At 50.8% G+C, this 13,036-nt stretch carries 13 protein-coding genes; all 13 read left to right on the forward strand.

The window, feature by feature from the left end:
- On the forward strand, positions 1 to 180 hold a 180-nt coding region (locus L888_RS13315), incomplete at its 5' end, for a PD-(D/E)XK nuclease domain-containing protein (RefSeq protein ID WP_044248512.1).
- A gap of 424 nt (positions 181 to 604) precedes the next feature.
- The gene (locus tag L888_RS0103010; protein ID WP_044248515.1) at positions 605 to 1,999 is read left to right on the forward strand and encodes a UDP-galactopyranose/dTDP-fucopyranose mutase family protein; all 1,395 of its coding nucleotides are present in this window, start codon (positions 605 to 607) and stop codon (positions 1,997 to 1,999) included.
- Positions 2,000 to 2,034: 35 nt separating this feature from the next.
- Positions 2,035 to 3,621, forward strand: coding sequence for a glycosyltransferase (locus L888_RS0103015; protein WP_027951821.1), 1,587 nt, complete (start codon positions 2,035 to 2,037; stop codon positions 3,619 to 3,621).
- Complete coding sequence (locus L888_RS14815; protein ID WP_245594805.1) at positions 3,621 to 3,764, forward strand: hypothetical protein; 144 nt, start codon at positions 3,621 to 3,623, stop codon at positions 3,762 to 3,764. The genes L888_RS0103015 and L888_RS14815 overlap by 1 nt, the downstream gene beginning before the upstream one ends.
- Complete coding sequence (locus L888_RS13320) at positions 3,745 to 4,641, forward strand: acyltransferase family protein (RefSeq protein ID WP_245594806.1); 897 nt, start codon at positions 3,745 to 3,747, stop codon at positions 4,639 to 4,641. The genes L888_RS14815 and L888_RS13320 overlap by 20 nt, the downstream gene beginning before the upstream one ends.
- Before the next feature lie 29 nt (positions 4,642 to 4,670).
- Positions 4,671 to 5,732: an acyltransferase family protein gene (locus tag L888_RS0103025; RefSeq protein ID WP_245594807.1), complete on the forward strand. Its 1,062-nt coding sequence runs from the start codon at positions 4,671 to 4,673 to the stop codon at positions 5,730 to 5,732.
- Between the two features lie 30 nt (positions 5,733 to 5,762).
- Positions 5,763 to 7,307, forward strand: coding sequence for a lipopolysaccharide biosynthesis protein (locus L888_RS0103030; protein ID WP_027951823.1), 1,545 nt, complete (start codon positions 5,763 to 5,765; stop codon positions 7,305 to 7,307).
- Positions 7,300 to 8,532, forward strand: a complete 1,233-nt coding sequence (locus tag L888_RS0103035; RefSeq protein ID WP_027951824.1) for a glycosyltransferase — start codon at positions 7,300 to 7,302, stop codon at positions 8,530 to 8,532. The genes L888_RS0103030 and L888_RS0103035 overlap by 8 nt, the downstream gene beginning before the upstream one ends.
- Entirely contained in the window at positions 8,502 to 9,443 is a 942-nt protein-coding gene (locus L888_RS0103040; RefSeq protein ID WP_027951825.1) for a glycosyltransferase family 2 protein, read from the forward strand. The genes L888_RS0103035 and L888_RS0103040 overlap by 31 nt, the downstream gene beginning before the upstream one ends.
- Positions 9,444 to 9,560: 117 nt before the next feature.
- Positions 9,561 to 10,382, forward strand: coding sequence for a glycosyltransferase family 2 protein (locus L888_RS0103045; protein ID WP_027951826.1), 822 nt, complete (start codon positions 9,561 to 9,563; stop codon positions 10,380 to 10,382).
- Entirely contained in the window at positions 10,361 to 11,218 is an 858-nt protein-coding gene (locus tag L888_RS13325) for a glycosyltransferase family 2 protein (RefSeq protein WP_052323270.1), read from the forward strand. The genes L888_RS0103045 and L888_RS13325 overlap by 22 nt, the downstream gene beginning before the upstream one ends.
- 3 nt (positions 11,219 to 11,221) lie before the next feature.
- Positions 11,222 to 12,334, forward strand: coding sequence for an AAA family ATPase (locus tag L888_RS0103055; RefSeq protein ID WP_027951827.1), 1,113 nt, complete (start codon positions 11,222 to 11,224; stop codon positions 12,332 to 12,334).
- Positions 12,331 to 13,026 (forward strand): DUF4276 family protein, encoded by a 696-nt coding sequence (locus tag L888_RS0103060; RefSeq protein WP_027951828.1) that lies wholly within the window; start codon positions 12,331 to 12,333, stop codon positions 13,024 to 13,026. Before L888_RS0103055 ends, L888_RS0103060 begins: the two co-directional genes overlap by 4 nt.
- Positions 13,027 to 13,036: the final 10 nt, after the last annotated feature.

Genomic DNA, 13,036 nt, shown 5'->3' on the forward strand with positions numbered 1-13,036 from the left:
CGCTTCGTCTACATCTTCGAGTACAAGCTCGACCGGCCCGCCGCCGAGGCCATCCGCCAGATCGAGGAAAAGGGCTATGCCCGCGAGTACGCCCAGGACCCCAGGCCCGTCTACTGCATCGGCTGCACCTTCAGCAGCCAGACCGGTACCGTGGGCGACTGGGCATGCGAGAGACAATGACCGCAACAACAACTCTCGTGCTCATGCCAGGAGTGGCCGTTACCAAACACACACGTGCAGTATTTTAGCGGCGGCATGGGGAAAGAGGCCCGCAAGGTGCTCCACACGCACGCGTCACGGGGCCGAAAAGACCGCCAGAACAACGCTGCGGCAACGAATTGCCGTCCCTTCCATCGAATTTAATCCAGATAATGTTGCCACCTTGGATTTTTTTCGTATTTTTGCAAACGCATACATAATTTAGACTGTTACTGACAATCTGCGAGCATGGCCACGCAAGCAGCGGCCAGCCAAGGGGCGGCGCCCTGCGCATCCCGCCGACGGCTTGTCCCATCGGCCAGCTCAAAAGCGGACGACACTTTCAGCCCCGGGCCCTTTTGGCCCTCACTCCATCTGCGGTCAGACAGACGGAGGAGGGAAAGATATGTCCCAGACAGAATTGTCAGAACGCCTACACCTTATTATAATATATAAACAGCCCCCTCTCCTCATCAACCCTTTGAAGTACGACTATCTCATTGTTGGCTCTGGCTTGTTCGGTGCCACCTTTGCCCATCTGGCCCGCAAGGCAGGCAAGCGGTGTCTGGTGATCGACCGTCGGCCGCACCTCGGCGGCAACGTCCATTGTCTGGAGATGGAGGGCATTCACGTGCACCAGTACGGCGCGCACATCTTCCACACCAGCGACAAGCGGGTGTGGGACTTCGTGAACGGCATCACCCCCTTCAACCGCTACACCAACTGCCCCGTGGCCAACTACGAGGGGCGGCTCTACAACCTGCCCTTCAACATGAACACCTTCCACCAGATGTGGGGTGTCACCACACCCGCCGAAGCCGAGGCCAAGCTCCGCGAACAACGGGCCGAGGCCGTCGCACGGATGGCAGCCGGGGGTGTCGGCGAGCCGCGCAATCTGGAAGAACAGGCCTTGGCGCTCGTCGGCCGCGACATCTACGAGCGGCTCGTCAAGGGCTACACCGAGAAACAGTGGGGCCGCCCCTGCACCGAGCTGCCCGCCTTCATCATCAAGCGGCTGCCCGTGCGGATGGTGTTCGATAACAATTATTTCGACGATGCCTACCAAGGCATTCCCGTCGGCGGCTACAACCGCCTGATCGACGGGCTGTTCAAGGGCGTCGAAACCCTGACGGGCGTAGACTTCTTCGCCCCGATCGGCCCCGCAGACAATAGAGATCGGGCGCACGCCCACGCGTCCGACGCCGGCGGCTCCGCCCACGGCCTCGGGCATGGCGGGGCCGGCCCGACAGCCCTCGCCGCCCTGCTGCAGCAAGCCGGACACCCCGTCGGCCCACAGCAGACCCTCCAAGAGGCCTGGCCCACACTGGCCCACAGACTGGTCTACACCGGCCCCATCGACCAGTTCTTCAGCTACCGCTACGGCCGGCTGGCCTACCGCACCGTGCGTTTCGAGACCGAAACCCTCGACACGCCCAACTATCAGGGCTGTGCCGTCGTCAACTACACCGAGGCCCGCGTGCCCTATACCCGCATTATCGAGCACAAGCACTTCGAGATGTTCGGCCCCCAAGTGGACGCATGCCCCCGCACCGTCATCTCCCGCGAATACGCCACGGAGTGGCAACCCGGCTTGGAACCCTACTATCCGGTGAACGATGACGCCAACAACACCCTGTACAAGAAGTACAAGGCGCTGGCCGACGGCTACCCCGCCACCCTGACCCGTCCTGCCCCCTCCCCTTCCTGCCTCTTCGGCGGCCGGCTGGCCGAATACAAATATTACGACATGGCGCCCGTGGTGGCCCGGGCAATGGAGATGTTCGAGGAAGAAGGAACCTAGTACCGACATGGCAGATTGCATCACAACCGCCTCTTATGAATGAAAAAAAAATAAGCATCATCGTCCCCATATACAATGTAGAAGAGTACTTGGAACGCTGCATTGACTCCATTTTTTGCCAAGGCATGGCAGAAGAGGATATGGAAATCATCATGGTAGACGACGGATCCACGGACAACAGCCGGGCAATAGCGGAAGCCTTGGCCGCCAAACACCATTCCCTGCAGCTCATTCATCAGGAAAATGGAGGGCAAAGTGCTGCAAGAAATACAGGATTGAGACATGCCTCGGGGCAATATGTCATGTTCGTTGATTCCGACGATTACTTGCTGCCCAACGTGCTGGACAAGGTCTATGGCTGTGCGGTGCAACATGACTTGGATATGTGTGCATACCGGTTCAAGACGATGAAGGTCGATGGCAGCTGGTATGAGGATATGGTTCAGCCATTCGACACAGACAAGATATACACCGGAGAGCAAGCCCTGTTGCAGCATGTCTCCATCTCGTCTGCATGCGCCAACCTGTACAAGATGGAGTTCATTCAACAAAACAACCTGTTCTTTTCGGTTGGCATAGTACACGAGGATGTTGATTTCAACAGCCGGGCATACGCCTTTGCAGAACGCATCATGTTTACAGGGCACCTCGTTTATGCCTATTTCAGAAACGAAAACTCTTCAAGCCGGAGCAAAGACTCAGGCACGCTGAGGAAATCCCTGCTTGACGAACTGAGTGTGGCGGCCAACATGAAAAGGTTTGCCGAGACGGCTGCGCTGTCTGGCACACTCAAAGCTTTCTATCATCAGCATTGCAACTCCATCATGATTTCCCTGCTGCTGCTATATTTCAGAGGGCGTTATCCCTATGCGTTCCTGCAACAGCTTCTTGAAGACGCCAAGGGAAGGTCGCTGTATCCCGTCTACGGGAAAACCCATTCGTGGGCAACAACATGGATGATACCCCTTTTGAATCGGCGAGAGACCTTTGCCTTTTATGCCCAATCCACAGGTATCCTTGCCCGCTTGAGGCTGCACGGGCATGTACAGTGGTGCAACTTGAACCGGTGGTTGCACAGAAGACACCTTGCCAAACGGTTCACAAACCAGACCAGCATCATCTGCAACAACTGCTTTGGCAGCAGAATTTCGCAAGATTTGCATTTGGCGTATCGGTCTCCAACGATAGGAATGTTTATGTATTGGCCGGATTATTTCCTTTTTGTGAAGTGCCTCGGAGAGGCTGTTAAAAAAGAAATTTCTTTCCGAAATGTCTCAAAATACGACGGCAAGGGAAGAGATTACCCTATCGGATTTATCCCGATGGGCAGCCAAGACATAGAGCTTCATTTCATGCATTACCTATCGCCAGCCGTTGCAAAGGAAAAGTGGGAACGGCGGTGCAAAAGGGTAAATATGGACGACTGCGTATGTATTTACGAAGGAAACGAGAAAATGGCAAAGGAAGAGATAGAAGAATTTCTAAGGTTGGGCGACTGCCACTTCTTTCATGACATTGATTTGTCCATAAGCCACACCCGCTATCACGCCATACCGCAAATGCGCAGCAAGCACTTTACCGACGGCTACGACATGGCCCATCTGTTTTATAGATACTTATAATGAAGAGATTTCAAGAGATAGATGTGGCCAAGGGTCTCCTCATCATGCTGGTTATAGTGGTTCATGTACCCATGGCCTTGCACAAAATGGGCTACGACTACCCCTTTGTGTGCTACCCAAGCAATGAGACTATTCTTGTATGACGGTTTCTTCATGCAGGCTTTCTTCATGCTGTCCGGCTACACCTCGCATTTTGACAAGCCATTCCGTGCTTTCTCCGTCGGCAACCTCAAGGGTCTGCTGGTTCCTTTCCTGTTTTTTGGTATCCTCACCAAAGCAGCAGAGAGTGCACTGTTCGGGGACGATTTCTGGACGCTGACCGTAGGAGGCGAGCGGTATTTCTTTCTGGTCGAGACGCTCTGGTTCCTGTCGGCCATGTTTATAGCCCGATTCATTTACTGGGCCGTGCACCGCACTACGACCAACGACCTTTTACGAGGAGGGGCACTGCTTGCCATCCTTGTCATGGGAGTCGTGCTGAACCACATTCATCAGGAAGCGGAAGACCCCGCGCACTTCCACAATTACTTCCATTATCGCAATGCCATGTGCCTAGCAATCTTCCTTTGGATAGGCGATTGCATGAAGAGACACACTTGGATGAAAGGGCACGCCAGGGGAATTGGCTTCTGTTACATTCCCCTGATTCTTGTTTCAAAGTTCTTCCCCAAGATACATCCCGTTGCCTATACAGACTCCTCTGCACTGACAATTGCCGAGATTCCCGCTTACATTATTTTCTCCGTCTCGGGAACACTACTGCTTGTAGAGCTTGCCGTATATCTGAAAAGAGCTGAAATTGTCGCTTACATGGGCCGCAACTCACTGGTTGTCTACTGCGTCCATTTCCTCATCATGCAGTGCGTGGCCGTGTTGTTGAGCGGTCTGGTGACGCCAGAGGGCAAGACGCTTTCCATGCTGTATTTTGGCATTTTCCTGCTACTATGCTGGTCGTGTACCGCAGGATGCGCCTTTGTGTTCAAGAAATATCCATTGAATTACTGCGTGGGGAAATGGTAAGCCACCGCGAAACAAGCCCTATGGGACGTATGGAACATGTAGAATATATAGACGCCCTCAAGGGCTTCGGCATGTTCCTCGTGGTAATGGGGCACGTCATCGCATGGTCGTTCGACAGCTATGGGGCAGGTTTCTACGTGCCCGAAGCTACGGATACGCCGGCGGTATTGCTTTGGTGGCATGTAATCTACAGTTTCCACATGCCCCTGCTGTTTTGGATTTCAGGCTGTCTGCTGGTCTCACCATCCAGACCTTTTGCTGCGAACATGCTTCCCGGCTATCTATGGCGGAAGACATACACGCTCTTAATACCGTTTTTCGTGGCAGGCTTGACGTTCATGGCCATCACCGGCGAACCTTTCACGAAATATTGGTTTCTCCGTACCCTGTTCATTTTCATCCTGATGAGTCTGCCTTATGAGCTCGTCAGGCAGCGAGGCCTGAAAGGGCACCGGCGGCTTGTTGTGGGGGTGGACATCGCCTATTATATGGTTCTGGTACAAGTTATCAAGATATTGTCGTGGAAACACCGCGGGGACATCGTAGACGTGCTATGGGACTCGGAACACATGTTGCACTTTCAATATTTTGTCTTTGGCATCTTCTGCAGCCGCTATTTTTCGTTGAAGAAACTGCTCGACAGCAATTGGTGCTACACCGTGGCTTTGGTTCTTTTCTGCTGCGGCACATTTATCACAAATGCGTCCAACCAGACCGAATGGGCTACCCAAACGGCTTATCTGCTTGTGCCTTACTGCGGCATCATCTGTGCGCATTACTTGTTCAAGTCCAGATTCACATCCGGCAGGTTTGTGGAATGGCTGAAAGGCCTTGGGCGACACTCACTCGAAGTTTATATCCTGCACTTTTATTTCGTCATTTCCATACCCCAAGTAGGCGCGTATGTCATCCGCGGCATGCAGGAAGACGCGTTTCACGGAAGCATGGCCAGTACAGCGCAGCTGCTATATGGAGCGGCCGTCGCATGCATCATCTGCGTGCTGTCCCTCCTTGCCACCCGCGTGTTGAGATCAAGCAACGCACTGTCCCTCTTGCTGCTGGGCAGGAAAAACAAGAAGCCAAACGGCTGAGGCAAGAGCACGCATCAGGAAAACTAAGAAATGGAAGCCGATTCAAGAATCAAGAAAAGCCTGCTGAACGCCAAGGTCAACACGATATGTTATACGCTTGGACTGTTCATGACTTTCTTTTCCAGAAAGATATTCATAGACCATCTGGGGGCCGAATTCCTGGGGCTGTCGAGCACTCTGGCAAGTCTGCTGGGTTTCCTCAACCTGGCGGAGCTTGGCGTGGGACAGGCCATCAGCGTAGTACTCTACAAACCTATCTACGACAAGAACCGCCACGACATCAACGAGATTATCAGTGTGCTGGGTTATCTCTACCGTATGATAGGCTTGTTCATCCTCATTGGGGGCGTGGTGCTGTCGTGTTTCCTGCCCATGATATTTCCAGACACCAGCTTTTCCTGGGAAATTATCTATTTAGCTTTCTTCTCTTTCCTCTTCTCTGCATTGCTGGGTTATTTCTGCAACTACAAGCAGAATCTGCTTTGGGCTGACCAAAGAGGGTATGAGATAACGGGGTATTTCCAAATCATTGGGCTTGTCAAGACCTCCATACAGATGGCCATTGCCTACTATACAGCCAACTATGTGTTGTATCTGGTCATTGAAATCTTGTTTGGCATTGCTTATGCCTTGGTTTTAAAATGGAGGGTGAATGCCGTCTATCCTTGGTTGCGCACAGAAATCAAGAAAGGAAGGCAGCTGTTCAAGAAATATCCCACCATCGGGAAATATATCGGGCAGCTGTTCATTCACAAGATAGGCAGCTTCGTACAGTTCCAAATTACCCCTCTGCTGATCTATGGCTATGTGTCTCTGGTCGTTGTAACATTCTATAACAACTACATGTCTGTGGCCACACAGGTAAAAGGATTCATAGGCGGTGTGCTCGACAGCACGGGGGCCGGGGTGGGCAGTCTGATAGCCGAGGGAAACCGGGAGCATATTTTCCGCATGTATAAAGAGCTACTCAGTATCAGATATTACATTGCCGGCTCACTGTGTTGCTGCATTTTTTATCTTGCCTCCAATTTCATTTCCGTTTGGCTGGGCAAGCAATACATGCTGTCGCAACTGGTGGTTTTGCTCATCTGCATCCAGACATTCTTCAACATGTCGCGAGGCACCAACGAGCAGTTCTCCAATGGCTACGGCCTCTTCTCCGATGTATGGGCACCGTTTGCAGAAACTATTATTTTCGTGTTGGTAGCCATGGCGCTGGGCAGCAGGTATGGATTGGTCGGCGTACTGTGCGGCCCGGTGGCCTCGCTCGCACTCATTGTCAATGTCTGGAAACCCTATTTTCTATTCTCCAAAGGGCTGAAACGCCGCTTCTACACGTATTGGTTGCTGGTTGCCGACTATACAGCCTTGCTCCTTGCCGCATATTTTCTTTCCAGTTTTCTTGCGGGGCATGCGGGCATAGACGGCTCCTTGTCCTGGAAGAACTGGTTGCTCCAGACACTGGCATTTGCGCCCTGCATGTTTGTCACGAGTTTTATCCTGTTTTATTTCTTTGGCATGGGCATGAAAGGGTTTGTCGGCCATTTGCTGTTGTCGCGCAAGATCCATGGATAACAAACCAAATATCCTACTGATTGAGCCTTTTATTCCTTACCCGCTGACCAACGGCGGTGCACAGGCCATCTTTCATGGCATACAGGCCATCAGGGAAGAGTATCATGTTTATGTGCTCTTCACAAGCCGGATGGGCGAGAAATATTTCCACGAATTTGAGCAAGAGATTGGGCCGGATGTCACCCTTTTGCCGTATTTGCCCGTCAAGTCCGCACGCCTTCCCCTGAAAAACAGGATTGCCCTCTCGCTGTACTACCGGACCGGAAGCGACCGACTGAGAGTGCAAGACCCCTTTGAAGAAAAGACGGTGGAACCTGTTTTCTCCGAAGATTTTCTCAGATACGTTCATGAAATCATCAGCAAACACAGCATATCCATCGTGCAGGTGGAGATGCCATGGGTCATGTCCATTGTCCTCGGATTGCCGCAATCGGTCAAGAAAGTATTCGTGCATCACGAACTTCGGTTTGTCAGAAACGAGCTGGAACTCAAGACCTACGGCGAGAATCTCTATCGGAGGGCGGCTGTAGAACTGAACAAAATACAGGAGATTGGCTTGCTGAACAGATATGATGCCATCGTCACTTTGTCGGAGACCGACAAGGAGAAACTGCTCCGCGAGGGCGTGAACGTACCCGTGCACTCTTCGTTTGCCATCGTCAATACAGCCCCAAAGGCCGAGGAGATCACCAAGATGGAAAAGACCGTTTCTTTCGTCGGCCCAGAGTTTCACCTCCCCAACCAGAAAGGCATCCAGTGGTTTTTGTCGGCATGCTGGCCCCGTCTGCTCGAAAAAGATCCGGCATATCAGTTCCAAATCATCGGCAACTGGAATGAAACGACGAAGACAAGCCTCGCCAGCCGATACAAAAACATAAAGTTTCTGGGCTTCGTGGACCATTTGCAAGAGGCTTTGACCAACACCGTCATGATTGTGCCCATCAGGATTGGAAGCGGCATCCGCATGAAGATACTGGAGGCCGCGGCCAACGGCGTGCCGTTTGTCTCAACACAGGTCGGCGCAGAGGGACTGCCCTTTGTCTCGGGCAAGGAGTGCTTCATCGCCGACGACCCCGATACTTTTGTAGACGGAATCCTGCGTTTGCAGGACTCTGCCTTGGCCAACGCTTTCGTGCAGACGGCACGTTGCCGCGTACAAACCCAGTTTTCTTTGGCAGCATTAAAACAGAACCGATGCGAAATTCTCAAGAGCATCATTCGGTAAAGTTCTCATTTGTCCTGCCCGCCTGGAAAGACAGATACCTTGCAGAGGCCGTGAGATCCATCCTGCGGCAGGACTATCGGAACTTTGAACTGATAGTAGTGGACGACTGCTCGCCGGAGCCGCTTGGAGAAATCATGAAGGAATTCCGGGACAACCGTGTCGTCTATCATCGGAATGAAAAGAACCTGGGCGGGCGAAACCTTGTCGGGCAATGGAACCGCTGTTTGCAATATGCTTCGGGAGAGTATGTGGTGCTGGCTACCGACGACGACCTTTATGAGCCGACATTCCTCTCTGCATTTGTTCCTCTCATCGAGAAATACCCCAAAGTCGAGCTGTTCCGTGCCCGCATTCTGCAGACAGATGCTCATGGAACCATCAAGGAAATAGACCGTTGCTACAAGGAGTACCTGACGAAAGACGAGTTTGCCTACCATATGCTGCATGGCATGAAAGGCGGCATACCTCATTATATTTTTAAGCGACAGGCCCTAATGGCCAAGGGAGGCTTCGTCGATTTTCCCAAGGCATGGGCGTCAGATGATGCCACGGCCATCATGATGGCAGGGCACGGCGTGGTGAACAGTCAGGAACATTTGGTGAGGTTTCGGTGGAGCAGCATCAATATCTCGAGCGATTCTAAATGCGCACCCGAGAAAGTGGAGGCAAGATTAAAACTTGGACAATGGCTGAAAGACAATCTACAGCCCATTGAAAGAGATACAGAGTGGAACCGTTTTCTGGCCCGCCACGTGGATGATTACCTGTCTTTATACAACAAGCTGACCCTGATTTCCACCATGAAGCACTTGCCTTTGGCCCAAAAGATGAGCTGTCTGCGAATCATCATAAAGCGCAGCGAGCTGACCACAAAAGACAAGCTGTCCATCATCCGCCGTACACTATGGTAAGCATAAAGCCCTATTCGCATCAGGATTAAGCCGCAATCGTCGCGCGTTCAGGCCCTTATCGCCACACCATCAAGCGTCAATCACGAGGCCGACAAACCGTAATCGCAAGTTCAAGGCATGAAGTTCAGCATCATAACCATCAACTACAATGAAGGGGCGGGGTTGAAAAGAACCATCGACAGCGTTCTTTCACAAACCTGCCGGGACTACGAATACATCGTCATCGACGGTGGGAGCACCGACAACAGCATCGAAGCCATCAGGCAAAATGCGGAGGGCATAGCCTATTGGACAAGTGAAAAGGATCGCGGAATCTATCATGCCATGAACAAAGGAATCAAGGCAGCAAAGGGCGATTACTGTATCTTCATGAATTCCGGCGACACATTCTACGACACAGAGGCATTGGCCCACGTGGTCACGGCTGGCCAGTGGACCGACGTGGTGTGCGGTGACATTTGTTTTGGCGAGGACAACATCTGCCCCAATCCCGAGCGAGTGACCATGAAGACCTTTTATAAGCATACGCTATACCATCAGGCCAGCTTCATCAGCACGCCCTTGTTGAAAGCCCATCCGTATGACGACACCATGAGAAGTGCCGCCGACTGGAAATGGTTTCTCCAAGCCTTGGTGTTCCACAATGCCTCGTATGCCCATATTCCCGTGACAATAGCCCGGTTCGAGGGAGGCGGTTTCAGCGAGAAGCAGCATGCCGTGGGACAGCAAGAAGTGGAAGAAGAGCTGCAGCAGTGTCTGCCCCCGCGAGTCCTGGAAGACTATGAAGACTACTGCGTGGGCTTGTCCCCATACCGAAAAATGATGAATGGAATAGAGAATGTTCCCATGCTCAAGAAACTGTTTTTCAGCACAAACAAGTTCGTTTTGAACATACTTAACTTGAAATTGAAATCTGAATGGATCAAGGAGCTGGGATGAAATTGTCGGTCATAACCATTAACTACAACAACAGAGACGGGCTACGCAAAACCCTCGAAAGCGTGGTTGCCCAGACTTATGGTGATTTTGAATACATCATTATCGACGGTGGCAGCACAGATGGCAGCGTGGAGGTTATCAAGGAACATGAAGACAAGGTGTCCTATTGGGTGAGCGAAGAAGACAATGGCATCTACCATGCCATGAACAAAGGGGTAAAGGCCGCCCATGGAGAATACTGCATGTTCCTGAATTCGGGCGACTCATTCTACAGCCAGGAGGTCTTGCAACATGTTTTTTCCCAAAACGTGCATGCAGACATTGCTTGCGGCGACTTGACCACAGGAGACGACAGAGTGATTCCCGCACCCGAAGAAGTTACAATGGCATTCATGATGCGGGGCAGTCTCTCGCACCCTGCTGCGTTTACGCGGCGCACCTTGCTTGTCGCACACCCCTTTAACGAGCAGTCTAAAATCATTGCCGACCATGAGTTCTTCATGTATGCCCTTGTCAAAATGAACGCCTCCTACCAGAAACTGCGTGGCATCGTTTCTGTGTTTGACCTGACAGGGGTCAGCTGCACAACACGCAGTTATGGAGATGAAGAACTAAAAATACTACAAAATACCGAGGGTCAAATCCTCCTGCCCCGCGTAAAAGAAGACTACGACATTTTCATGGGCAAGCGCGACGACTATCACCGGCTGTTTTATCTTCTTGGCTTCTCCAAGCACAGAAAGTGGATTTACACGCTGGTTGTTGTTGTTCTAAAAATGATTATGCTCAACCGTGGGTTCGTCAAAGACTTCTCCATCAAAGAGAAAAGAGAATAAATCATGAGCTACAAAAATATCAAATTGAGTGAAGTCGTCATCAGAGGATACAAGTCTATCGCTTATAACCATCCCGTTACTTTAACTTTGCATGACATCAACATCTTGCTTGGTGCCAATGGTGCCGGCAAAAGCAATATAGTAGGGTTCTTTCGGATGCTTAGCTACATGATGAGCCGATCGTTTGCAAAATATGTAGAGATGGCTGGTACGTCCAGCAGCATACTTCATTATGGTGCAAAGCATACTCCTGCCATATCTGGTGTGCTTAAGTTCTCGGACGAAAAATCTACAGACACCTATACTTTCACCTTGGCCAACGCTGTTCCAGACCGTCTGATCGTAAGCGAAGAACATGTGACTTGGCTGAAAAAAGGCAAGGATAAACCTTACGAGGTAACACTTGAACCCAACTACAAGGAGTCATCATTGATGGACAGTAAGGACAGTGTGGCTCACTCCATCTATCGCTTACTGTCTTTTTGCAAGGTGTATCAGTTTCATGACTCATCGGCAGAAGGGCCGCTTCGCCAAGCCTGTCCTATAGAAACAGCAAATTATCTACAGTCGCATGGCAATAATCTGCCGTCTTTCCTACTGAATCTAAGAGAGTATCACCACGACTCTTATCAACGAATTGTCCAGTACGTAAGAGAAGTGATGCCCCAATTCGAGGATTTCTACCTTGAACCTTCTGGAAATACGATTTCTTTACGGTGGAAAGACACGTCGCCAACTGACTATCGTTTTAACGCGCATCAGTTCTCGGACGGTTCGATTCGCTTTATCGCTTTGGCTACATTGCTGCTGCAGCCCACCACAATCATGCCAAAAGTCCTCATTCTGGATGAGCCGGAATTAGGCTTGCATCCATATGCTATATCACAGTTGGCCGAAATGATCAAGGATGCTTCCATCCACACTCAGGTATTGATTGCTTCACAAAGCAAGGATTTGGTTGACCATTTTAACATTGATGACATTTCGGTGGTGGAAATGGAAGAAGAGCATACTGTGGTGAGCAAGCTGGACAACAAGGATTACACATTGTGGCTGGAAAAATATTCTGTAAGTGAGATGTGGGACAAGAACATCATTGGAGGCAGACCGGTATGAGAGCAAAGATAGTGCATGTGCTTTGTGAAGGCCAGACTGAGCTGGGCTTTGTGGAGAAAGTGCTGAAACCATACCTCCTATTGCAAGGAACAACAGCTGTGAAGAGCGTGCTTGTAACCACAAACAAGAAGAAGAATGCGCGTGGCGGCATGGTAACTTATCAACATGCCAAGAAAGATCTGGAGACTCTTTTAACGTTGAAAGACGGAGGGAATGAGCACCATGTATTTACTACGATGTTTGATTTGTACGCATTGCCGGCCGATTTCCCGGGTTATAATGATTCTCAAAGAATAGCGGACAAATATAATCGGGTAGCATCTTTGGAGAATGAATATTCCTCTGCTGTGAATGATGGCAGGTTTATTCCTTATATTCAGTTGCATGAATTTGAAGCGTTGGTGCTTTGCGGATTAAAGCATCTATCTGACCTTTATGCAGGATGTGAAAAACGTTGCGAAGCATTAATCAAGCATGTTGAGCATATAGGAAATCCTGAACTCGTAAACGACAATCCGGACACAGCTCCAAGCAAACGCATCATTAAGGCTGTTGAGGGAGACCCCAAGCACCACTTCCGTTACAACAAGCCTGCGACAGGTAAATATATTACGAATAAAATTGGCATAGATGAATTACGAAAGCAATGCAAGCACTTTGATGAATGGGTTGAAAAAATAATCAAGGCCTGATTGCCATGTG

Origin of the sequence: Hallella seregens ATCC 51272, assembly GCF_000518545.1 — a bacterium.
GTDB classification, from domain to species: Bacteria; Bacteroidota; Bacteroidia; order Bacteroidales; family Bacteroidaceae; genus Prevotella; species Prevotella seregens.